This window comes from Frankia sp. RB5 (genome assembly GCF_059816245.1).
Map to the genome: position 1 here is coordinate 56,383 of NZ_JCBATA010000026.1, position 22,207 is coordinate 78,589.

22 protein-coding genes are annotated in these 22,207 nt (G+C 74.0%); 11 read left to right on the plus strand and 11 right to left on the minus strand.

What is annotated here, in order from left to right:
• The first annotated feature begins 212 nt into the window (after nucleotides 1-212).
• From AC6EXY_RS16095 to AC6EXY_RS16105, 3 genes are read left to right on the plus strand one after another with little or no spacing between them, the layout of a single operon-like run.
• A complete protein-coding gene (locus AC6EXY_RS16095) occupies nucleotides 213-1,613 on the plus strand; it encodes an aspartate aminotransferase family protein (protein ID WP_207770096.1) in 1,401 nt (466 codons plus the stop codon).
• Between the two features lie 13 nt (nucleotides 1,614-1,626).
• On the plus strand, nucleotides 1,627-3,057 hold the full coding sequence (locus AC6EXY_RS16100) for a gamma-aminobutyraldehyde dehydrogenase (RefSeq protein ID WP_101829615.1): 1,431 nt from the start codon (nucleotides 1,627-1,629) through the stop codon (nucleotides 3,055-3,057).
• Nucleotides 3,058-3,069: 12 nt separating this feature from the next.
• Nucleotides 3,070-4,077 carry an alpha/beta fold hydrolase gene (locus tag AC6EXY_RS16105; protein WP_101829616.1) on the plus strand — a complete coding sequence of 336 codons (1,008 nt, stop codon included), beginning with the start codon at nucleotides 3,070-3,072 and terminating at the stop codon, nucleotides 4,075-4,077.
• A gap of 750 nt (nucleotides 4,078-4,827) precedes the next feature.
• Here AC6EXY_RS16105 and AC6EXY_RS16110 read toward each other — a convergent pair.
• From AC6EXY_RS16110 to aroA, 4 genes are all read right to left on the minus strand, one after another.
• Complete coding sequence (locus AC6EXY_RS16110; protein WP_101829617.1) at nucleotides 4,828-5,568, minus strand: glycerophosphodiester phosphodiesterase; 741 nt, start codon at nucleotides 5,566-5,568, stop codon at nucleotides 4,828-4,830.
• Between the two features lie 61 nt (nucleotides 5,569-5,629).
• The gene (hisN, locus tag AC6EXY_RS16115; protein ID WP_101829618.1) at nucleotides 5,630-6,469 is read right to left on the minus strand and encodes a histidinol-phosphatase; all 840 of its coding nucleotides are present in this window, start codon (nucleotides 6,467-6,469) and stop codon (nucleotides 5,630-5,632) included.
• Between the two features lie 140 nt (nucleotides 6,470-6,609).
• A complete protein-coding gene (gene rsgA, locus AC6EXY_RS16120) occupies nucleotides 6,610-7,596 on the minus strand; it encodes a ribosome small subunit-dependent GTPase A (RefSeq protein ID WP_101829619.1) in 987 nt (328 codons plus the stop codon).
• A gap of 25 nt (nucleotides 7,597-7,621) precedes the next feature.
• Nucleotides 7,622-8,956 (minus strand): 3-phosphoshikimate 1-carboxyvinyltransferase, encoded by a 1,335-nt coding sequence (aroA, locus tag AC6EXY_RS16125; RefSeq protein ID WP_101829620.1) that lies wholly within the window; start codon nucleotides 8,954-8,956, stop codon nucleotides 7,622-7,624.
• Here aroA and AC6EXY_RS16130 point away from each other — a divergent pair.
• Nucleotides 8,955-10,331 (plus strand): amidase, encoded by a 1,377-nt coding sequence (locus AC6EXY_RS16130; protein WP_279354578.1) that lies wholly within the window; start codon nucleotides 8,955-8,957, stop codon nucleotides 10,329-10,331. The two genes, aroA and AC6EXY_RS16130, sit on opposite strands and share 2 nt — an antisense overlap.
• Before the next feature lie 128 nt (nucleotides 10,332-10,459).
• Here AC6EXY_RS16130 and AC6EXY_RS16135 read toward each other — a convergent pair whose 3' ends face one another.
• Entirely contained in the window at nucleotides 10,460-11,251 is a 792-nt protein-coding gene (locus AC6EXY_RS16135; protein WP_101829622.1) for a methyltransferase domain-containing protein, read from the minus strand.
• A 164-nt stretch (nucleotides 11,252-11,415) separates the two neighbouring features.
• Between AC6EXY_RS16135 and AC6EXY_RS16140 the strand changes: the two genes are divergently transcribed.
• The 3 genes from AC6EXY_RS16140 (at nucleotide 11,416) to rsrA (ending at nucleotide 13,288) form a co-directional block, all read left to right on the plus strand.
• Nucleotides 11,416-12,141, plus strand: coding sequence for an alpha/beta hydrolase family protein (locus tag AC6EXY_RS16140; protein ID WP_243407045.1), 726 nt, complete (start codon nucleotides 11,416-11,418; stop codon nucleotides 12,139-12,141).
• Between the two features lie 254 nt (nucleotides 12,142-12,395).
• Nucleotides 12,396-13,007 (plus strand): sigma-70 family RNA polymerase sigma factor, encoded by a 612-nt coding sequence (locus AC6EXY_RS16145; protein ID WP_101829656.1) that lies wholly within the window; start codon nucleotides 12,396-12,398, stop codon nucleotides 13,005-13,007.
• The gene (rsrA, locus tag AC6EXY_RS16150) at nucleotides 13,004-13,288 is read left to right on the plus strand and encodes a mycothiol system anti-sigma-R factor (protein WP_101829624.1); all 285 of its coding nucleotides are present in this window, start codon (nucleotides 13,004-13,006) and stop codon (nucleotides 13,286-13,288) included. Before AC6EXY_RS16145 ends, rsrA begins: the two co-directional genes overlap by 4 nt.
• A 51-nt stretch (nucleotides 13,289-13,339) precedes the next feature.
• Here rsrA and AC6EXY_RS16155 read toward each other — a convergent pair whose 3' ends face one another.
• Nucleotides 13,340-13,414, minus strand: a complete 75-nt coding sequence (locus AC6EXY_RS16155) for a 50S ribosomal protein bL37 (RefSeq protein ID WP_369299096.1) — start codon at nucleotides 13,412-13,414, stop codon at nucleotides 13,340-13,342.
• Nucleotides 13,415-13,427: 13 nt separating this feature from the next.
• Nucleotides 13,428-14,390: a DUF5317 domain-containing protein gene (locus tag AC6EXY_RS16160; protein WP_499818208.1), complete on the minus strand. Its 963-nt coding sequence runs from the start codon at nucleotides 14,388-14,390 to the stop codon at nucleotides 13,428-13,430.
• Nucleotides 14,391-14,551: 161 nt separating this feature from the next.
• On the opposite strand from AC6EXY_RS16160, the gene AC6EXY_RS16165 reads away from it, so the two are divergent.
• Both AC6EXY_RS16165 and bsaP read left to right on the plus strand, forming a co-directional pair.
• A complete protein-coding gene (locus AC6EXY_RS16165) occupies nucleotides 14,552-14,782 on the plus strand; it encodes a biotin/lipoyl-binding carrier protein (RefSeq protein WP_101829657.1) in 231 nt (76 codons plus the stop codon).
• Between the two features lie 81 nt (nucleotides 14,783-14,863).
• Complete coding sequence (gene bsaP, locus AC6EXY_RS16170; protein WP_101829658.1) at nucleotides 14,864-15,058, plus strand: biotin synthase auxiliary protein BsaP; 195 nt, start codon at nucleotides 14,864-14,866, stop codon at nucleotides 15,056-15,058.
• Between the two features lie 71 nt (nucleotides 15,059-15,129).
• Here the strand turns inward: bsaP and bioB are convergent, their stop codons facing one another.
• From bioB to AC6EXY_RS16185, 3 genes are all read right to left on the minus strand, one after another.
• Nucleotides 15,130-16,113 (minus strand): biotin synthase BioB, encoded by a 984-nt coding sequence (bioB, locus tag AC6EXY_RS16175; protein ID WP_499818211.1) that lies wholly within the window; start codon nucleotides 16,111-16,113, stop codon nucleotides 15,130-15,132.
• A 459-nt stretch (nucleotides 16,114-16,572) separates the two neighbouring features.
• Entirely contained in the window at nucleotides 16,573-17,289 is a 717-nt protein-coding gene (gene bioD / locus AC6EXY_RS16180) for a dethiobiotin synthase (protein ID WP_101829625.1), read from the minus strand.
• Nucleotides 17,286-18,473 (minus strand): 8-amino-7-oxononanoate synthase, encoded by a 1,188-nt coding sequence (locus AC6EXY_RS16185; protein WP_499818209.1) that lies wholly within the window; start codon nucleotides 18,471-18,473, stop codon nucleotides 17,286-17,288. Before AC6EXY_RS16185 ends, bioD begins: the two co-directional genes overlap by 4 nt.
• Before the next feature lie 164 nt (nucleotides 18,474-18,637).
• Between AC6EXY_RS16185 and AC6EXY_RS16190 the strand changes: the two genes are divergently transcribed.
• A complete protein-coding gene (locus AC6EXY_RS16190; RefSeq protein ID WP_207770097.1) occupies nucleotides 18,638-20,101 on the plus strand; it encodes a histidine kinase N-terminal domain-containing protein in 1,464 nt (487 codons plus the stop codon).
• Between the two features lie 501 nt (nucleotides 20,102-20,602).
• Here AC6EXY_RS16190 and AC6EXY_RS16195 read toward each other — a convergent pair.
• Nucleotides 20,603-20,851, minus strand: a complete 249-nt coding sequence (locus tag AC6EXY_RS16195) for a WhiB family transcriptional regulator (protein ID WP_011438134.1) — start codon at nucleotides 20,849-20,851, stop codon at nucleotides 20,603-20,605.
• Nucleotides 20,852-21,388: 537 nt separating this feature from the next.
• Here AC6EXY_RS16195 and AC6EXY_RS16200 point away from each other — a divergent pair.
• Nucleotides 21,389-22,165 carry a glycerophosphodiester phosphodiesterase gene (locus AC6EXY_RS16200; RefSeq protein ID WP_499818210.1) on the plus strand — a complete coding sequence of 259 codons (777 nt, stop codon included), beginning with the start codon at nucleotides 21,389-21,391 and terminating at the stop codon, nucleotides 22,163-22,165.
• The last annotated feature ends 42 nt before the right edge of the window (nucleotides 22,166-22,207 follow it).

The following is a 22,207-nucleotide window of genomic DNA, read 5'->3' on the forward strand; positions in this document are numbered from 1 at the left end:
GCGACACCACCGGTTTGTCAGGCAACCAGTAGAAAAGGCCAGATTGGCCCGGATCGCCCGCGGGCGTGCGCTGTCATCGTATGGCTACCGCGGAGCGAACTGGGAAGGCATCCCAAAAACGGCTCTTCTCGATGGATTCCGTCGCTCTTCCCCCTTCGGGTCTACGCTTTCAGTAGTTGCCTGCCGGAGGAGGTGTCTCGGTGTCGGACCTGATGACGACCCGGACGGGGGTGAGCCGGGCCGCGCTGCGTGCCGCGGCGGCCACGCTCACCGAGAGGGAGGAGGCTCGCCTGCAGGCCCGCACGCCCGCCTCGAAACGGATGCACGCGCGGGCCGTGCGGTCGATGACGTCCGGCGTGCCGTCGTCCTACCAGGTGCGCGACCCATGGCCGATCTACCTCACCCACGGCCGCGGCGCGCGGGTCTGGGACGTGGACGGCACCGAGTACTCCGACTTCCACAACGGCTACGGCTCGATGGTGCAGGGCCACGCCCATCCCGCGATCGTGCGGGCGGTCGGCGAACGGATCGCCCTCGGCAGCCACTTCGCCATGCCCACCGAGGACTCGATCGTCGTCAGCGAGGAGCTCGCCCGCCGCTTCGGCCTGCCACGGTGGCGCTACGTCAACTCCGGCTCGGAGGCGACGATGGACGCGATCCGGATCGCCCGCGGCATCACCGGCCGCGACACCATCATCAAGATCTTCGGCTCGTATCACGGTCACCACGACTACGTGATGGTCTCGATCGGCACGCCGTACGCCGACATCGGCCCGGCCGACCACATGAACTCCCTCGGCTACGGCGCGGGCATCCCGCAGGCCGTCGTCGACCTGACCGTGCCGGTCCCGTTCAACGACGCCCCGGCCATGCTGCGCCGCGTCGAGGCGCTGGTGGCGGAGGATCGCGCGCCCGCCTGCGTGATCATGGAGGCGGCGATGATGAACCTCGGCGTCGTCCTGCCCGAGCCCGGCTACCTGGCCGCCGTGCGGGAGATCACCGCCCGGCACGGCATCATCCTGATCTTCGACGAGGTCAAGACCGGGCTGTGCGTGGCGGCGGGCGGCGCCACCGAGCGCTTCGGCGTCCGCCCGGACATGGTCACCCTCGCCAAGGCGCTCGGCGGCGGGCTGCCGTCGGGCGCGATCGGCGCCACCGCGGAGATCATGGAGATCGTCGCCACCGACCGGGTGAAGCAGGTCGGCACCTACAACGGCAACCCGCTGACGATGGCCGCGGCTCGGGCCAGCCTGCTCGAGGTGCTCACCGGCGACGCCTACGCGCACCTCGAGCGCCTCGGTGACCGCCTGACCGCGGGCTGCGACGAGATCCTCGCCCGCCACGGCCTGCCCGGCTACACGGTCAGCGTCGGCTCCAAGGGCTGCGTGAACTTCACCGACGCCCTGATCCGCGACTACACGTCGTTCATGGAACACCAGCTCGCCGAGCTACCGGCGCTCGCCTGGCTCTACAACGCCAACCGGGGCGTCCTGATGGCGCCGGGTCGCGAGGAGGAATGGACGCTGTCGGTCCAGCACACCGACGCCGACGTCGACCGCTATCTGGACAGCCTCGACCAGCTCGCCCACGACCTCGTCCGCGCTGCCGCGTGATCCGGGAGGGACCATGGACGCGATCCTCGCCAACCTCATCGGCGGCGTCGCCGGCCAGGCGGCCGACGGCGGGACAATGTCGATCCTCGACCCGTCCACCGGCGAGCTGCTCGCCCAGGCGCCCCGCTCGGGCCCGGCGGACGTCGACGCCGCGGTGCGCGCCGCCGCGGCCGCGTTCGAGATCTGGCGCGACACCACGCCGGCTGAGCGATCCCGGGCGCTGCTGCGCCTCGCCGACGCGGTCGAGGAACGGGCGGCGGGGATCGCCGCGGTGGAGTGCGCCAACACCGGCAAGCCGCGCCAGCTCACCATCGACGAGGAGATCGGGCCCAGCGCGGACCAGATCCGCTTCTTCGCCGGGGCGGCGCGCACGCTCGAGGGCCGCGCCGGCGGGGAGTACCTGGCCGGGCACACCAGCTTCGTGCGCCGCGAGCCGATCGGCGTGTGCGCCCAGGTGACGCCGTGGAACTACCCGTTGATGATGGCGGTGTGGAAGGTCGCCCCGGCCATCGCCGCGGGCAACACGGTCGTGCTCAAGCCGTCCGACACCACCCCGGCATCGAGCCTGCTGCTGGCCGGAATCGCGGCCGAGTTCCTGCCACCGGGTGTGCTCAACGTCGTCTGCGGAGACCGGGACACCGGCCGGGCGCTGGTCGCCCATCCGGGGCCGGCGATGGTGTCGGTGACCGGCAGCGTGCGGGCCGGCCGGGAGGTCGCCAGCGCGGCGGCGGACACCCTCAAGCGGGTACACCTGGAGCTCGGCGGCAAGGCGCCCGTCATCGTCTTCGACGACGTCGACCCGGCCGAGGTGGCCGCCGAGATCGCCGGCGCCGCCTACTTCAACGCCGGGCAGGACTGCACGGCGGCGACACGGGTGCTCGCCGCCGCCGGCATCCACGACGAGCTCGCCGCGGCGCTCGCCGAGGCGGCCCGGGCCACGGCCACCGGCGCGCCGGACCAGCTCGACGTCGACTACGGGCCGCTGAACAACGCCGACCAGCTTGCCCGCGTCGGCGGGCTCGTCGACCGGGCGCCGGCGCACGCCGAGCTGCTCACCGGCGGGGCGCCGCTGGACCGGCCGGGCTACTTCTATCCGGCCACCGTCGTCGCCGGCCTGCGCCAGTCCGACGAGCTCATCCAGCGGGAGGTGTTCGGCCCGGTGATCACGATGCAGCGGTTCGACTCCGAGGACACCGCCGTCGACTGGGCGAACGGCGTCGAGTACGGCCTGGCCTCGAGCGTCTGGACGCGCGACCACGGGCGGGCGATGCGGGTGGCCCGGCGGCTGGACTTCGGCTGCGTGTGGATCAACACCCACCTGTCGATCGTCGCGGAGATGCCGCACGGCGGGTTCAAGAGCAGTGGCTACGGCAAGGATCTCTCGGTGTACGGGCTGGAGGACTACACCAGGATCAAGCACGTGATGAGCAACATCGAGTTCTGACGGGACCGGGTGATGGCGGCGCACGGCGGGGCCACCCCCGCCCCGACGGCCCGGTCCGTGGTCGTGCACGGATACCGGCGCTGCTACCTGCGGGCCGGGCGCGGACCGGCGCTGCTGCTCATCCACGGCATCGGCGACAACGCCCGCACCTGGGCGCCGGTGCTGTCCCAGCTGGCCCGTCACCACACGGTGATCGCCCCGGACCTGCTGGGGCACGGCGAGTCGGACAAGCCGCGCGGCGACTACTCGATCGGCGGCTACGCCTGCGGGATGCGCGACCTGCTCACCGTCCTCGGCATCGACCGGGTCACGGTCGTCGGGCACTCCCTGGGCGGCGGTGTCGCGATGCAGTTCGCCTACCAGTTCCCGGAACGCTGCGAACGCCTCGTGCTCGTCTCCACCGGCGGGGTGGGCCCCGACGTCCATCCCGCGCTGCGGGCGGCCGCCCTGCCGGGCGCCGGGATGGTGCTGTCGCTGGTCCGTGTGCCGGCGGTGCGGATCGCCGGACGGGCGGGGATGCGGGCGCTGCGGCTCGCGCAGGCGGACCTGGCCCGCGACGGCGCGGACATCCTCGGCGTCTGCGGCTCACTGGGGGCGCCGACCGCGCGGGCGGCGTTCCTGCGCACACTGCGCTCCGTCATCGACGCCCACGGGCAGTCGATCACGATGCTCGACCGGTGCTACCTCGCGGAAGGGATGCCATCCCTGATCGTCTGGGGCGGACGTGACGCGGTCATTCCGGTCGAGCACGCCTGGACGGCGCACGCGGCGATGCCCGGCAGCCGGCTCGAGATCTTTCCGGACGCCGGCCATTTTCCGCATCACAGTGATCCGGCCCGATTCCGCCGCGTCCTCGAGGATTTCCTGGCCGGTACCGCTCCGGCGGTCCACTCGGCCGGGCGGTGGCGCACGATCCTACGGGACAACGCGTCGGCATCGGGATCGGCGGCGGCTGGCGGCGCGCACTCGCCGCGCCGCCCTGGGCCGTCACGGTCGGCGGCGGATGGGACGGCGACGTAGGCGTGGATGGCGGGTTGCGCGGTTCTCGGCTGGACCGCGTGTCACGGTGCTGTTCGTCACCTGGGAAGGTTCGCCGCGCGTCCCGCTGCCGCCGGAGTCGTACCTTGTGCACGGTGCCTGTTGGGGCCAGCCGCCGTTCGCGTGTTGTGTGGTCTTCCGGTGCGGGTCTGCATTAACGGGTCGGCACCCGCTATCGTGGAGTTCAACGGGCAGGCCGACGTCAATATGGCCTATCCTTGGTGGCGTAACACCAAAGTCGTCAATACGCGGAGGTCGACCCTTGGCACGCCGTGCACGACTCAGCTGGCCGCAGGAACGGCGCCAGGCGAGTGAAGTGGTTGTTAGCCGGGTCGATCCCGGGCGGGGCTGGACCTTGGAGCAGGCTCGTGACCTGGTGCGACAGGGATACTCCGTCGAGCACGTGGCGGAACGGACCGGCTTTCCGGAGCAGATGCTGAAAGTGGCGGAGGAGGACTGAGCGCAGTCGCGGGTCATCACCGTGTCAGGAAAGTGCCACGGTGAGCCATGGCGGGCGCCCGTGCGGGGGGATGCCGGTAATCCGGCCGGGTCGCCAATCTGTCGGTTCGTCCCGTGGACCTATCGTGGCCACCTGCCGGCCGTGTCCGCTATACCTGCTGGAAGCGACCTTACCGGCGAGGTTATGCGGCAGCCCGGCGACGGTCACGCTGCGCACCGTGCATTGGGTAAGTTCGTCAGCTTCATGAGGAAATTTGCCGGAGCTGGCCGGCTCTAAGGGTTGTGGCCCGTTCGGGCGTCGATAACGGAGCCGGTGACGCGGACGAGGCGTCGCAAGTGGTCGCTGTAGACCGCGTCAAGGCCGTAGCCGGCCAGGCGGGCCAGCGTCGCCGTGCGCTGCGCGTCCCAGCCGAACGCGGCCAGGCCGAGCTCGTGCAGCGCCGCGGCGATCCCGGCCCGGCTCGGCGTCCATTCCCGGGTGCGCAGGTTCAGGGCAGCGACGCCCGCCGCCCGCAGCCGCGCGCCGTAGGCGTCGATGCCACCGCCTGATTCCACGTTCGCCATCGCCGTCGAGTTCACCAGTCGCACGTCCGGATCCCGGGACCGGTAGGCGGCAAGCTCCGGCAGGTTCCCGCACAGCCACAGCCGGGCGGCCGCCGCGCTCCCGCCGGCGGCGCGGGTGACGGCGAGGACGGCATCGGCGGCGTCCGCCCAGCCGCCCGCCGGCCCCTTGAGGTCAAGACTGAACTCGAACGACGTGCCGAGCTCGGCGTAGAACGAGGCCAGCGTCGGCAGCCAGCCCGGCAGCCGGTCGACGGTCAGCTCGGTGATCCGCCGCTGCCGCCCGGGCGGGCCGAGGACGCCGTCGTGGTGCAGCACCGGCACGCCGTCGGCGGTCAGCCAGGCGTCGGACTCCAGCCCGCTCGCCCCGCCGGCCAGCGCCCGGCGGAACGCGGGCAGGGTGTTCTCGCGCTGGTGCGGGGCCGGCGCCCCGCGATGCGCGAAGCCGATCACCGACCGTCACCCCTTCCGTCCTCGCCGGGGCGCGAGACACGCGCGACGCCGGCCGCCCGCGTCAGCGGGTGAACGACCGCAGCGCCACGTCGTGCAGCGCGCCGTTGGTGGTGAGGATCGTGCCGTGCCCCGGGCCGCGCTGGCCGGACAGGTCGGTGAACCGCCCACCGGCCTCCTCGACGATGACCTGCAGCGCCGCCAGGTCCCACAGCGACACCACCGGCTCGCAGGCGAGGTCGACCGCACCCTCGGCGACCATCATGTGCGACCAGAAGTCGCCGTACGCCCGGGTGCGCCAGACCTGGTCGGCCAGGTGCAGGAACTCGTCGAGCCGGCCGGCGGTCCGCCAGCCCTCGATCGAGGCGAAGGACATGAACGCGTCGTCCAGCCGGGTGACCGACGACACGCGCAGCGCCCGGGTGTCGCCGGTCGCGTCGCGGGTGAACGCCCCGGTGCCCCGGGCCCCCCACCAGCGCCGGCTCATCGCCGGGGCGCTCGCCACCCCGACCACCATCTCGCCGTCGATCTCCAGACCGAGCAGCGTTCCCCAGACGGGGACACCGCGCACGAAGTTCTTGGTGCCGTCGACCGGGTCGAGGATCCAGCGCCGGCGGGCACCGCCGCCGACGAGCCCCTCCTCCTCGCCGAGGACGGCGTCATCCGGCCTGGCCACGGCGAGCCGTTCGCGGATCATGGACTCGACGGCGGTGTCGGCGTCGGAGACCGGCGTGTTGTCGGGCTTGGACTCGACGTGCAGATCAACGGCCTGGAACCGGGAGAGAGTGATCCGATCGGCGGCGTCGGCGAGGCTCAGCGCGAGCGCGAGGTCGTCGGCAACGGTGACGGCGCCGAGGGCGTCGGTCGATTCGGTGCCCACGGAGGTGGGGTTAGGCGGGGTCACGCCTGCGAGACTACGAGGCGAGCCCCACGGCGCGTACGCCCCGCGGACGCTCCACCCCGCGTGGCGGGATGAGTGTGACCAATCTCCCGTTCACCGGCGCCTTCACCGGCGCGTGCACCGGCGACGGCCATCGAAGGCATTCACGGCGCGCTGCCGCGGGCGGCCAGCAGACGGCGCAGGCTCGCCAGGCGGGCCGCGTCGGCGTCCCCGTCGCGCACCGCGGAGTCCAGCGCGCAGTCCGGGGACGGCGCCAGGTGCTCGCAGCCCGGCTCGCACATCTCGGCGGCGGCCGCGAGGTCCGAGAACGCCCGCAGCACCCGCGACGGCGCCACCGCGCCGAGGCCGAACGAGCGCACCCCCGGCGTGTCGATGACCGTCCCGCCGCCCGGCAGCCGCAGCGCCACCGCCGCCGACGACGTGTGCCGCCCGCGGCCGGTCACCGCGTTCACCTCGCCGATCGCCCGGTCCGCGGCCGGCACCAGCCGATTGACCAGGCTGGACTTGCCGACGCCGCTGTGCCCGAACAGCACGCTCAGCCGGCCGGCCAGCAACGCCAGCAGCGGCGTCAGGTCGGTGTCCGGGCGGGTGGTCACCACCGGGAACCCCAGCGGCCGGTACAGCTCGATGATCGCGTCCGGGGCGGCCAGGTCGGTCTTGGTCAGGCACAGCACCGGGGCCAGCCCGCCGTCGTACGCGGCGACCAGGCAGCGGTCGATCAGGCCCGGCCGCGGCTCCGGGTCGGTGACCGCGCACACGATGACCAGGATGTCCGCGTTCGCGACGATCGGCCGCTCGGCCGGATCGGCGTCGTCCGGGGTGCGCCGCAGGACGCTCGTGCGCTCCTCCCGGCGCACCAGCCGCGCCAGCGCCCCCTGGTGCCCCGACGTGTCACCGACCAGCGCCACCCGGTCGCCGACGACCACCGACGTGCGGCGCATCGACCCGCCCCGCACCGCGGCGACCAGCCGCTCGGGCCACGGGTCCGGCCGGCAGGTGTAACGCCCGCGGTCGACCCCGACGACCACCGCCGGCACCGCCTCCGAGTGCTCGGGCCGCTCCCGGGTGCGCGGGCGCGAACCACGCCCCGGACGGATCCGGATGTCGTCCTCGTCCAGTTCGCGGGCCATCGCCGTCAACCCGCGCGCCGCCGGCTCAGCCCGCCCGCCCGGACAGCATCGCCGCCCACATGCGGGGGAAGTCGGGCACGGTCTTGCCGGTCGTCGCGATGTCGTCGATGGTGATCCCGGGCACCACCAGCCCGACCACCGCGTAGGCCATGGCGAGGCGGTGGTCCGCGCGCGGGTCGAGCCGCCCGCCGTGCAGCCGGGCCGGCTCGATGGCCAGCCCGTCGTCGGTCACCGTGATCCGCGCGCCGAGGCTGCCGAGCTCCTGGGCGAGCGCCAGCAGCCGGTCGGTCTCCTGCAGCCGCAGATGGGCGATGCCGCGCAGCCGGGAGGGCGAGTCGGCGAGCACCGCGAGCGCGGTGAGTACCGGCGCGGCCTCACCGAAGTCGCTGAGGTCGACGTCGAGCCCGTGGATCGTCCCGCCGCCGCTCACCGCCAGCCCGTCCTCGGTGCGCTCGGTCGACGCCCCCATCGCCGCGAGCAGCGTCGGCAGCATCCGGCCGGGCTGCTCGGTCACCTCCGGCCAGTCCGGGACGACCACCCGTCCGCCGGTGGCGAGCGCCGCGGCGAGGAACGCCGTCGCGCTGTTCAGGTCCGGCTCGATCGCCCGGTCCCCGCCGGCGAGCGTGCCCGGCTCGACCCGCCAGCGGCGGCTGCCGTCCCGCTCCGGCGGCGCGGCCTCGACGACCGCGCCGGCCGCCCGCAGGTCCGCGACCGTCATGTCCAGATACGGCCCGGACGGCAGCCGGGCGCCGCGGTGCACCACCGTCACCCCGGCGTCGTAGCGGGGGGCGGCGAGCAGCAGGCCGGAGACGAGCTGGCTGGAATCGGACGCGTCGACCGTCACCTCACCGCCGGGCAGCGCGCCGCGCCCGTGCACCGTGAAGGGCATCCGGTCGCCGTCGATGTCGGCCCCCAGCTCACGCAGCGCGCCGAGCAGCGGGGTCAGCGGCCGGTCGCGCATGCGGGCGTCCCCGTCGAACGTCACGTCGCCCGCGCGCAGCGTCGCGACGGCCGGAGTGAAACGCGCCACCGTGCCCGCGTTGCCGCAGTCGGCCACCGCGCCCGGGGCGAGCCGTCCACCCGGTGCGGGCGGGTTCACCAGCCAGTCCGGGCCGTCCGTGTCGATCTCGCCGCCCAGCGCGCGCAGCACGCCGGCCATGAGCAGGGTGTCCCGCGAGCGCAGCGCGCCGCGCAGCCGGGACGGCCCGTCGGCCAGTGCGGCGAGGACGAGGGCCCGGTTCGTGCCGGACTTCGCGCCGGGGACCGGGACGACGGCCGTCACGGGCCGTTCGGCGGTGGGGGCCGGCCACGGACCGGACTGTGTCCCGGTGGCCTCGGTGCCGGTCAGGATGCTCACCATGACAGCATGCCGGATGGACGCGTGGAGCCGGCGTCCGCGTACTGCCGGTCAGCCGTGGCGCCGCGACTACCCGGACCTGTCGGCGACCGAGGTCGCGGCCCTGGTGCGCGCCGGCCGGGTCGCGCCGGCCGACGCCGTGCGGGCCGCGTTCGCCCGCCTGCGCGAGACCGACGGCGCCCTGCGCGCCTTCACCGCCGCCTGGCCGCGGTGGGCGCTGCGGCGGGCCCTGCTCGTCGAGGTCGCACTCGAGCGCGGCGCCGTGCTGCCGCTGGCCGGCGTGCCGATCGCGGTGAAGCCGGGCAGCGCGGCCACCGGTCCCGTCACCCGCCGGCTGCTCGCGGCCGGCGCGGTCGCCATCGGCGTGACGTCGGCGCCGGTGCGGGCCGCGCACCCGTGGCAGACCTGGGGGCATACCGGCCGCGGCCCGACGGTGAACCCGTGGCGCCCCGACCTGGTCCCCGGCGGTTCGTCCGCGGGCTCGGCGGTCGCCGTGGCCCGCGGGGTGGTCCCGCTGGCGACCGCCTCGGACGGCGCCGGCTCCACCCGCGTCCCGGCGGCCTGGTGCGGCGTGATCGGGTTCAAGCCGACCACCGGACGGCTGCCCGGCCCCGACCGGGCGGGGCTGACCGTCCCCGGCCCGATCGTGCGCCACGCCGCCGACGCCCGGCTGTGGTGGGAGGTCGTCACCGCGCCCCCCGACCCACTGCCGCCCGCGCTGCCAGCCCGCCGCACCGCCCGTGCGACCCGACCCGTCCCCGTCCCCGGCCTCTATCCCCCGCTCGGCCTCACGTCCGGCACTACTCGGCTGACGGGAGGGGACTGCGCGCCTGGATGTGGCGAGCGGGCGGTCTGGTCATCCACCCTCGGTTTCGCCGAGCCGGAGCCGGAGGTGCTCGCGGTGAGCCGCGCCGCCGCCGAACGCCTCGCCGCCGCCGGCGTGCTGCACTGGCTCGGCGTCCCGGTGCGGCTGCGGGACCCGGAACCCGCCTGGCTCGCCGCCCGAGCGCCCGCGGCTCCCGGCGGCTCGGCGGGCCTGGGTGGTCCTGCGGGTCCCGGTGGTACGGGGAGGGAGCGCGGGGAGGCCGTCGCGGCTGTGCGTGCCCACAACGAGCGGGCGCTCGCGTGGGTGCTCAGCCAGGCGGATCTGCTGCTCACGCCGACCACACCCAACCGGCCGCACCCGCACGCCGGCCCGGGCGAGGTTCGCAGCGTGAGCCTGACCTGGGCGGTCAACCTCAGCGGCCATCCGGCGGTGAGCGTGCCGGCCGGCCGCACCGGCGACGGCTGCCCGGTCGGACTCCAGGTCATCGCCCGGCCCGGCGAGGAGGAGCGCCTGCTGCGCGTGGTCACCGCCCTCGAACACCTCACGCGCTGAGCGTCTCGCTCCGACCAGTCCCCCGCAGGCCCTTCCCGTCTACGGGAAGACAGCCATCGAAGACGCGGTGTCCAACGACAAGGCCGCCGTCGAGCGCCCGACGGGCGGAGGCGGTCCAGGGTGCCTGGTCAGGCGGGGCGGCGGGCGGAGGCGATCAGGTGGATGCCGATGGACTCGCCCTCGCGCTCGGCGGCCAGCTCCACCTCGGTACGCACGAGCGTCGGGAAGCAGGAGACGTCCTCGGCGACGGCGCGCTTGACCGCCTCCGCGGACAGCACGGTGCGCGGCCGGATCCAGTCGACCTCGAAACCGGCGCTGGTCAGCAGCGCGCGCAGCTCCTCCGGCCAGAAACAGCGGGTGATCGTGCCGTCCTCGGCCGGTACGAGGACGACGTCGGCGCGCGGGACGTCGGACAGCTCCGCCCAGCGGTGCTGCTCGGCGAGGCGGGCCAGGCCCAGCAGCAGCGAGTCGACGCAGAGCAGCAGCTGGCCGCCGGGGCGCAGCATGGTGTGGATCTCGTCGAGGGTCGTCTCGGTGGCCAGGCAGAACGACAGCGCGCGGGCCTCGGCGAGCACGGCGTCGAACGAGCCGGGAGAGAACCAGTCCAGCGAGCGCGCGTCGCCGACGACGGGCAGCAGGGCGCCGGGACCGCTGGGCGGCGAATCGCCGCGGGCGGGCTCGGTCACCACGCGCACGACCTGGTGGCCGGCCCCCACCATCTGGCGGGCGAAGCGGGCCCGCTGGCCGGAGACGTCGAGCACCCGCGACGGCGCGACGGGCAGCCACTGCCGCAACTGGACGGCCGCGACCTCCTCGTAGAAGGCCCAGTACGGATCGTCGCTGTTGGCCGGTGCCTCGCAGACGAGGGAGTTCACTCGTCCACGACGCGTTCCCGAGTCGGCGTCGGGGCCAGGCAGCATGGATCTTTCCTACCCTTCAGGGGGCGATAATGAGAGGCAAGTCACAAACTCGCGGTGGAAGTCTGACAGATTCCACGCTGGACCACGCCGAGTCCTTCCCCGCAGTGTCGGAGCAATGCACGTCGGAGCCCATCCCTTCGCGTCCGTTCCGGCCCGAAGGGGCCATGACGGCGACGGCACCCGCCACGGCCGTCCCACCCCTCGAGGATGACGTCCTCACTGCTGTGGACGGCGGACGGCTGCGGCTGGTTCCCCGGATCGGCACATCAACCGTTCTTTTCCTGCACGGCGCGGGCAGCGGGGTCGACACGCCGCTGTTCGAGGCGCTGGCGGCCGGCCTGGCCGCGGCCGGTGTGCGGGTGGGCCGGCTGGAGATGCCGTACCGGGTCGCCGGCCGGCGCGCGCCGGACCGCCCGGCCCGGCTCGACGCCGTCGCCGTCGCCGCCGCCGAGGCGCTCGCGGTGGCCGGCCCGCTGGCCCTGGCGGGTGTCTCGATGGGCTCCCGGGTGGCGATGCGGGTCGCCACGACGGTCGGTGCCCGCGGGGTGCTCGCCCTGGGCTTCCCGCTGCGGCCGCCCGGCACCACCGCGGCGGGGCAGCCCCGCCCGTCGCGGCAGGGCGAGCTCGACGGTGCGGCGGTGCCCGTCCTCGTCGTCCAGGGCGATCGGGACCCGTTCGGGTGCCCGCGACCCGATCCGGCCCGCGACCGGCGGGTGCATCTGGTCGCTGGCGGCGACCACTCGTTCCGTACCAGGGTGCGCGACGGTCGGCCGGCCGGTGACGCGGTCGCCGAGGCGGCCCGCGTCGGCGCCGCCTTCCTGCTCGGCGTGCTCGCCAGCCCGGGCGCCGGCGCGGGCGGCCGGGAATCCGCGGCCGCCGAAACCAGTTGATGACGAAGGCCAGACGATGTCACGGAGGTCCCATGACTCCAGCGAGCGCCATGCGCCGATGGCCACCGCTCCCCGCGGCCGCGGCGCGACCGATCGATGCCCGGCCGGCGATCCCGCGGCGGCCGGGGGAGGCTGTCGCGTCAGTGCGCGATCACACGGCGGTCGAGGTATCGTCCGCTGCGAGACGGCCTGGTTCCGCACGGTCCGCCGGACCGCGCGCCGGGCTGGGCGCCACGGCGCACGACGGTGAGGGGATGATCCTGGTCGACGAGACCACCGAGGAGCGGGGCGCGCGGTTCGAGCGCGACGCCCTCCCGTTCCTCGACCAGCTGTACGCGGCAGCCCTGCGGATGACCCGCAATCCGGCCGACGCGGAGGATCTCGTGCAGGAGACCTTCGTCAAGGCGTTCGCGGCCTTCCACCAGTTCCAGGAGGGCACGAACCTCAAGGCGTGGCTGTACCGGATCCTGACGAACACGTTCATCAACAACTACCGCCGCCGGCAGCGCCAGCCGTTGCAGAGCCCGACCGAGCAGGTCGAGGACTGGCAGCTCGCCGAGGCGGAGTCGCACACCTCGAGTGGCCTCAAGAGCGCCGAGACCGAGGCGCTGGAGCACCTGCCCGACAGCGACATCAAGGACGCCCTGCAGGCGCTGCCGGAGGACTTCCGGATGGCGGTGTATCTCGCCGACGTCGAGGGCTTCTCCTACAAGGAGATCGCCGAGATCATGGGCACGCCGATCGGGACCGTCATGTCCCGGCTGCACCGCGGTCGCCGAGGGCTGCGCAAGTCCCTGGAGAAGTACGCGACGGACCGCGGCCTCGTGCCGGCCGGATCCGCCGACGCCGAGGGCGGTGCGTCGTGAGCTGCGGTGGTGAGCACGAGATCGACTGCCGGAAGGTGCTCGACGCCGTGTTCCTGTACCTCGACGGCGAGTGCGACGGCGGGCAGCACAACCTGATCCGGTCGCATCTCGACGAGTGCTCCCCGTGCCTGCGCGAGTTCGGCGTCGAGCGCGAGGTGAAGATGCTCGTCGCCCGCAAGTGCGGCGGTGAGCGGGCGCCGGACTCGCTGCGCAGCAGCGTGCTCGCCCGGCTGCGCTCCGCCCGGGTTGAGGCCGACGCCGGGGAGTTCCGCGCCGAGTAGCCCTCCGGGGGGGCCTGGCGGCGGGCCGTGGGTCACGGCCCGCCGGGCGGCTCAGGTGTTCGGGCGCTTGCCGTGGTTGGCCTTGCTCTTCGCTCGAGCGCGGCGCTTGCGCTTCTTCTTCGCCATGACGTCCTCCCTTCTAGCGTCGTGGACGTCCCGTCATCGTGCCAGAGTCGTCCTCGACCGGATCGTCGTCCCATGCGCTCACGACCCGCCCACGCTCGGAGATCCGGGACCCGCCCGCCGCGTCGGTTCCGTTGCGGCTGTCGTGGTCCCCGGCCCGGGGGGCGTCCTGCTCGGGCTCATCGGGCCAGGCGTCGGGCTCGTCCCAGCCGCCGGTCTGGTCGGGCTCGTCCCAGTCGTCTGGCTCGTCGGAATCGTCATGGGCCGCCTGGCGGGCCGCCGGACGTTCGTACGCGGCGGTCTCGTCGTGCTCGGTGGTCCCGCTGTACGCGGCGGTCTCGTCGTGGTGGGCCGGCTCGTCGCGGCCGGCGGGTGTCGGCTCGGGGCGGGTCCGGCCGGTGCCGCCGTACATCGGCGGCAGGGCGCCGGCCAGCGCGGCGTTGCGGCGGGCCTGCAGCGTGCGGAACGCCCGCACCGGCGTGACCGCGCCGAACACGCCGAGCGCCGCCGCGATCGCCACGTCGCCGACGCTCAGCACCGCGGGCACTCCGGGGAACGGAAACGGGATGAGGTCGCTGAGCAGCCGCAGGCTCGTGCCGCCCCCGGCCGGCGTGTGGAAGGCCGAGGCGAGGATGTCGTCGACGGGGACGCGGGCGCGGTGCGCGCCCCACAGCGACACCGGCATCTCGCCGCCGTTGGCCGTGATGACGGCGGCGTTGGCGATGATGCCGGTGACCAGGAGCCCGAGCCCCGGCAGCCGGTTGTTCATCCCGGCGAACAGGGCGGCGAGCACGGCGGCCGCGATCCAGGCCGGGCTGTGCAGCGCCGGAACGAGCCCACCCACCGCGAGTACGAGCACCAGCACGGCGAACAGCCAGGGCCGGTAGACGTGGACGCGGGCGAACGCGCCGAGGGTTCCGCCGCGGGCGAGGCCGACGACCAGGCCACATACCAGGGTCAGCACGACAAGTACGAGCACATGCGTAGTCTGCGGGCTTACCTCGGCGATGCCCAACACCGGGCGGTCGAGTCGTCCTCGCGTCGTGGTCCCTGGGCCCTCATGCGCGTGGGGCATTGGTCGGCATGACGCTGGGCACTAGGCTCATGGCAGGTTCGCACCGCACGCTGAAGGGAGCGTCCATGCCGGAAGAGGTCCGCGCCGAGATGGTGGCCAACGTGTGGAAGGTCGTCGTCGGTGTGGGGGACCCGGTGGCCGCTGGTGACGCGCTCGTCATCCTCGACTCCATGAAGATGGAGATCCCGGTGATCAGCGAGGACGGCGGCACGGTCGCCCGGATCGCGGTGCAGGAGGGTGACGTCGTGCAGGACGGCGACCTCATCGCCGTGGTCGAGCCGGCCGCGGCCGGCTGATCCTCGCCTGGCGCCGCCCCGCCAGGCACCCCGGTTGTTGGTCGGGGTCACACTGTCGTGCCATGCCTTAAGCTGATGTTCATGGACGCCTCGTTCTGTGACCGTTGTGGCCAGCTGGCCAGCGTGGGTAACCATGAGGCGTGCGCGCGGGCACGGGAGCTGGAGCCGCCGCGGTACTGCCGGATCTGCCGGCGGCGGATGGTGGTGCAGGTGACGCCTGTCGGCTGGTCGGCACGCTGCGCCGAGCACGGCCTGATGACGGCCACGAACGCCTGACCCCCGCCCCCGCCGGCTCCGGTGCGTCGCATGTCGCCCGGAGCGGGCGGCGGGGCGCGGCCGCTCCGGTGCTACAGGGTGGCCTGCAGGGACTTGATCGGCATGCTCAGGTCGGCGAGCATCTTCAGGTCGGCCTCGGCGGGGCGGCCGAGCGTCGTCAGATAGTTGCCGACGATCACCGCGTTGATGCCACCGAGCATGCCCTGCGTCTCCAGGTCGCCGAGGGTGATCTCGCGGCCGCCAGAGTAGCGCAGGATCGTGCGGGGCATCGCGAGCCGGAACGCGGCGATCGCCCGCAAGGCGTCCCGGGGCTCGACCGGCGGGTAGTCGCCGAACGGCGTGCCGGGCCGCGGGTTGAGGAAGTTCAGCGGCACCTCGTCCGGATCGAGCGCGGAGAGCTGTGCGGCGAGCTCCGCGCGCTGCTCCAGCGACTCACCGACGCCGAGGATCGCACCGCAGCACAGCTCCATCCCGGCGGCACGCACCATCTCGCACGTCTCCCACCGCTCCTCCCAGGAGTGGGTGGTGACGACCTTGGTGAAGTGCGAGCGGGCCGTCTCGAGGTTGTGGTTGTAGCGGTGCACTCCGATCTCGGTCAGCTCGTCGACCTGGGCCTGGGTCAGCATGCCCAGCGAGCAGGCGACGTTGATCTCCACCGCCGCCTGGATGGCGGCGACACCCTCGCGGACCTGGGACATCAGTCGTGCGTCCGGGCCGCGCACGGCGGCGACGATGCAGAACTCGGTCGCCCCGGTCGCGGCGGTCTGCCGGGCGGCGTCCACCAGCGACGGCACGTCCAGCCAGGCCGAGCGGACCGGCGAGTCGAACTTGCCGGACTGCGAGCAGAAATGACAGTCCTCCGGGCAGCCGCCGGTCTTCAGGCTGACGATGCCCTCGACCTCGACCTCCGGCCCGCACCAGCGCATCCGCACCTCGTGGGCGAGCGCGAGCAGCTCGCTCAGCGCCTCGTCCGGCAGCCGCAGCACGGCGAGCACGCCGGCCTCGTCGAGCCCCCGGCCGCCCTCGAGGACCTCCCGCCGCGCGTGCGCGAGGATCTCCGCCGGATCCGCGGCGGCGGGCGCGGTCTCGGCAGCGTGCGTGGCAGCGGCGGCCGAGGTGTCGGCTGCCGAGGTGTCGGCTGCCGAGGTGGTGGGGGCTGCGGAGGTGGCGGGGGCGGAGGCGGCGTCGGCGGACTCCTGGGGGGACACCGCCGCCGCGGCGGTGGGGTGCGTGGTCACGGGTGCGGTCACGGTGGCCTCCAGGCGAGGGCGTCGGACAGGGCGAGTTCGGTCGCGGTCGTCGGGTTGTCGGTCGGTCCGCCCGGTGACGGTCCGGGTCGGTCCCGGTGGGTCCGGGCCTCGCCGGGTCAGGGCGTCGGCCGGCGTGGGGGAGCACCTATTGTCCGGCCCGGACCGTCCGGCCGCGCCCTTTTCGGGCGCGACGTGGGGCACGTTCGCGCCTGACGGTACTCGATTGTCACTCCTTGTGATGTTGATGACATCGATGGTGGATGGTCAGCGCCCTTGGCAGTCGACGAACTCACGGGCGTGGAAGGTGCCGCCGAGGGCGGGTTCGAGCGAGTGGCGGGCGGTCGCGAGGAACGTGGCGCGGTCCAGCAGCCCGGCGCCGGCCGGCAGCGCGCCGGACAGTGGCCGCCCGGCGAGGGTCTCCAGGTCGGCCAGATTGCTGCGGCAGGCCAGGTCGGGTTCGGCCGGCCATGAGCCGATCACCACTCCGGCGAGGTCCAGCCCGCGCTGCGCCATCGCCTCCAGGGTCAGCGCGACGGTGTTCAGCGCGCCGAGCCCGGCGCTCGTCACGACCAGCACCGGCGCGGCCAGCGTCCGGGCCAGGTCGGCCAGCGTCGCGCCGTTCGCGTCGTAGCGCACGAGCAGCCCGCCGGCGCCCTCGACGAGCACCAGGTCGCGGTCGGCCGCCAGCGTGGCGATGCGGGTCGCGAGTCCGGCCAGGTCGACGGGGGCCAGCCCCGAGCGCCGCGCGGCGGCCGCGGGCGCGAGCGGGTCGGGATAGCGGGCCAGTTCGTGGACGTCGTCGATGCCGGCGAGGCTGGCGACGAGGTCGACGTCCCCGAGCTCGCCGGGACCGACGCCGGTCTGCGCGGGTTTGACGGCGGCGACGGCGTGGTGGCGGTGCCGGGCGAGCGCGGCGAGCGCGGCGGTGACCACCGTCTTGCCGACCTCGGTGCCCGTCCCGGTGACCACCAGCACCGTCATCGGGCGCGCACCTGCGCCGCGGCGAACACCTCGGTGACCACGCGCAGGTCGGCATCGGTGAGATCGGCGCGGGCGGTCAGCCGCAGCCGGCTGGTGCCGGCGGGCACCGTCGGCGGCCGGAAGCAGCCGACGGCGACGCCGCGGGCGAGGCACGCCGCCGCCGCGGCCACCGCGGGCTCCGGATCGCCGATGACGACCGACACGACCGCCGCGGCCGGCGCCGGCGCCCCGGTCAGCGCGGCGAGCTGCGCCGCCCGCGCGCGCACCGCCGCCGCCAGCTCCGGCTGCTCCCGCAGGACGGTGAGCGCCCCCAGCGCGGCGCCCACGTTCGCCGGGGCGAGGCCGGTGTCGAAGATGAACGTGCGAGCCGTGTCGACAAGGTGGTCGCGCAGCGCGACCGGGCCGAGCACCGCCCCGCCGAGACCGCCGAGCGCCTTGGACAGGGTGACGGTCGCCACGACGTCCGGTTCGCCCGCGAGCCCCGCCGCCCACAGCGCGCCCCGCCCGCCCGGACCGACGACGCCGAGCCCGTGCGCCTCGTCGACGACCAGCAGCGCCCCGTGCGCCCGGGCGGTGGCGTGCAGCCGCGCCAGCGGCGCAGCGTCGCCGTCCGCGGAGAACACGGACTCGGTGACGACGAGCGCGCGCCGCCAGCCGCCGGCGGCCAGCGCCGCGTGGACGGCGTCGACGTCACCGTGCGGGGTGATCGCGACGGTGGCCCGCGAGAGCCGGCAGGCGTCGACGATCGAGGCGTGGTTGAGCGCGTCCGACACGATCAGGTCGCCGGGCCCGGCAAGCGCCGTCAGGCAGCCGAGGTTCGCCGTGTACCCGGAGGAGAACACCAGCGCGGCCGGGAAGCCGACATGCCCGGCGAGGGCCTGCTCCAGCTCCTCGTGCAGCGTGGTGGAGCCGGTGACGAGCCGGCTGCCCGTGGAGCCGGCCCCCCAGGTCCGCGCCGCGCGCGCCGCGCCCTCGACGACCGCGGGATGCCGGCCGAGGCCCAGGTAGTCGTTGCCGGCGAGGTCGATGAGCGCGGGGGTGGGGTGCGCGGCGCGAGGGCGCAGGGCGCGGCGCAGGCCGGCGGCGCGCCGGTCGCGCTCGTTGTCGGCGAGCCAGGCCAGCGGGTCGGCCGCCGGGGCGGGACGCCCGCCGCCGGGCGGCGATGTGGTCTTCGCTACGCTCACATCGGTCTCCCGGCCCGCGGATGTGGCGGAACGGGCGTTCGCGGTGGCGCTGTCGACGGTCACGACGGCGAGCGTACGGCTCACCAGGGGCGAATGCGGGTGCCCGGCAGCTCGCGGCCGGCGCCGGTCTGGCAGTCTCCAGACCCGTGGGAACCCTCGCCGACATGCTGCGCGCGAGCACGGACCTCAGCGACGACGACATCGACCACCTGCACGCGCTCGTCGCGGACTGGGCCCTGCTCGCCGACCTGTCCTTCGCTGATCTGCTGCTGCTCGTGCCCGTCCGCTCCGGTTCGGCCTCGGGGCGCGGAGGCCAGACCAGCGGGACCGAGTTCCTCGTGGTGGCCCAGGTGCGGCCCACCACGGGGCCGACGGCGTACCACAACGACGAGGTCGGCAGCGTCGTCATCAACCGCTGGGTGGTCCAGAACGCCTGGCGGGAGCACCGGATCGCCCGGGAGGGCGAGCCCGAGTGGGACGGCGGCGTCCCGGTGCGCACCGAGGCGATCCCGGTCCGCCGCGGCGACGAGGTGATCGCCGTGCTCGCCCGCGACACCAACCTGGTCAACCCGCGCACGCCCAGCGATCTGGAGTCGTCCTACCTGCAGGGCGCGAACAACCTGGCGCTGATGATCGCGGAGGGGGCGTTCCCGTTCCGCGGCAGCTCGGCGGAGCTGCCCGAGTCACCCCGGGTGGGGGACGGGATGATGCGCCTGGACGGCGCGGGCAAGGTCGTCTTCGCGAGCCCGAACGCGCTGTCCGCCTACCGCCGCCTCGGTTACACCGGCAACGTGACGGGTGAGGACCTGCGCACGGTGCACCGGGCGCTGAACCTGCCGGCGACGACGCCCGCCGTCTGGCACGCGATCGGGCGGCGCCGGCCGGTGGAGGTCGAGGCGGGCGTCGGCAGCACGGTGGTGCTGCTGCGGGCGATCCCGCTGTTCCCCGGGGCGACCCGCGAGGTGCTCGTGCTGGTGCGTGACGTCTCCGACCTGCGCCGCCGGGAGGCACTGCTGCTCAGCAAGGACGCGACCATCCGTGAGATCCATCACAGGGTCAAGAACAATCTTCAGACCGTGGCCGCGCTGCTGCGCCTGCAGATGCGCCGGACCAAGGTTGACGAGGCCCGGGCGGCGCTGCGGGAGTCGGTGCGCCGGGTGACCTCGATCGCGGTCGTGCACGAGACGTTGTCGCAGAGCCTGGGAGAGAGCGTCCCGTTCGACGAGATCGCCGACCAGATCACCTCGGTGACGGTGGACCTGGCGTCCACCGGAGCGCGGGCGAACACCCGGCGCTCGGGCTCCTTCGGCCGGCTGCCCGGTGAACTCGCCACCCCGCTGGCCCTTGTGCTTTCGGAGCTTCTGCAGAATGCTGTAGAACATGCGTTCGACGGTTCGGCGGGTTCGATCGAGGTGCGGGTCCACCGCTCGGTGGACCGGCTCGACGTCGTGGTCGCCGACGACGGGGCCGGGCTGCCGGAGGACTTCCAGCTCGAGCACTCCCCCCGGTTGGGGCTGCAGATCGTGCGGCAGCTGGTGCTGGGGGAGATGCACGGGACGATCCGGCTGCAGGCCGGTCCGGAGCGTGGCACCGAGGCGCTCCTGTCGATCCCGCTTTCTGAAAGTTGAGTGTTTAGGGCGGGGGGAGGTGGGTATCCCACGGATGTGTCCCTCGTCCGCGGTCGGTGTGGCGATGCGCCGCGTCCGCGCTCGGGGGTCGCGGCCGCCGTCGCGTCGGGTCGCCGGGCGCGGCGGGCGCGGCGGGCGAGGCTCCCGCGGACGCGTTCCGCGCGGACTCGGCCCAGGTCGACGGGGGCACACAAACGTGACGGCCGCTCCGTCCGCGCCCGCCGCATCACTGCGGCGGGCGCGCGGACAGAACGGCCGATGTTGCCGCCAGCCGCCTCCGCGCCGGGGCGCGGAGCGGGGCGTGGCGTCGTGCGGGTACCCCAGGGGCGTGCGAGTTCCCCGGTATCGCGCCGGCGGTATGTGCTCCGGCGTTCAGGGCATGCCGCGCGCGGAGATGGTGGATCCGACGCGGAGCGCGGTGGTGCTGTCCGGATCGACGGTGATGTCGCGGCCGGATCGTGGACCCCGGATGGTGGTGCCGAGGCTCCGGGGGTGGTGCCGTCAGGCGGTTCGGACCCGCAGCCGCACCTGGCGCTTGAGCGCCCGGCGTTCGTCCTCGCTCATCCCGCCCCAGACCCCGGAGTCCTGCCCGGTGTCCAGAGCCCAGTTCAGGCAGTCACTCGTGACTGCGCACCGCGCGCAAACGGCCTTTGCCTCTTCGACCTGGCGTTCTGCCGGACCGGTAGTACCGATCGGGAAGAAGAGCTCGGGATCCTCGTCACGGCAGAGCGCTCTGTGGCGCCAGTCCATGCGTACAACTCCCTCTCTCGTCTCGGGCCACACTGCACATGAGACGCTTTGCGAGCCGCTACGGTTGTGCCGCGGATGAAAATTGAATGAGCAGGATGTCTGCTCGGCCCCGGCGGCGGCCCGTGGAGCGGGTTTCTGGCGGTCGGTGAGCCCAGGTGCACGTGCATCCACCTCGGACATTCGCCACCCTCCCACCGGAACCGGCAGGGGCGCAAGAACCTGCAAGCGTCTTCACACCCTCTCTGGCCTGCACTTGTCCGGCAGGGACACAGATGGGCCACGCGGTGCGACCGTTCCTTCGAGGTGGTGTGGGGCATAGGAAGTCCTGGTTGGCAGGGGATGTCACCCTCCCGACAGGTACCCCTCGCGGCGGCCCCCGTCCACCCGGTAGGATCCTTACTGATCAAGAGTGTCGGGTCATGCCATCTGGGCATCGATGCCCCTTCGGGGGTGTGTGCGCGACTGCGACCCCGCTGTGGCGCCCTGCTCCCCCTGCCGTGACACGCGCGCCGGGTCGGAGATGGCAGGGTTGGGGCCATGCAGGTTCTCGGTCATCGAGGTAGCAGGGTCCCCGGCCCGGAGAACACGGTCGAGGCGGTCGACGCGGCGCTCGGCGCCGGCGCCGACGGTGTCGAGATCGATGTGCGACGCAGCGCCGACGGGGATCTGGTCTGCGTGCACGACGCGCGGCTGTCCCGTCCCGCCGGTCGCGCGGTGATCCGCCAGTCCACCGCCGCGCTGCGGGCCCGCGGAATCCCCCTGCTCGACGAGATCATCGATGTCTGGGCCGGTCGCGGCCGGCTCGTCTGCGAGATCAAGAACCAGCCGGGCCAGCCCGACTTCGACGCCCCGCGGGAACGCACCGCCAGGGCCCTCGTGGAAGCGCTGCGCGCCCGCGGGTACACCGGCCCCAGGCCCGCCGTGGCCGAGCTCGACGCCGGCGCCCCCGGTGTCACCGTCTCCTCGTTCGACTGGTTCGCCATCGAGGCCGTGCGGGACGCGGAGCTCGCCGTGGCGACGGCGTTCCTGACGATGCCGCGGATGTCCGTCGGCGGCGGTCTCGGCTACGTCCGCGCGGCCCGCCACGCCGAGCTGCACGCGCACACCAGCGCCGTGCTGGGCTCGGCGGACGCGGCCATCCGCGCCCGGCAGGCCGGGGTCCGCCTGGTCACCTGGACGGTCACCACCACCGACGTGGCCCGTGCCCTGCACGACGCCGGGGTGGCCGGGATCATCTGCGACGACCCGGTCGAGGTCCGCCGGGCCCTCGCGGCCGAGGACCCGAACCCACCCGGGGGCCACCCGGCGACCTGAGCCGAGCGGGCGCTGGGACCGCCGCTCGTCGCGGGCCCGGCG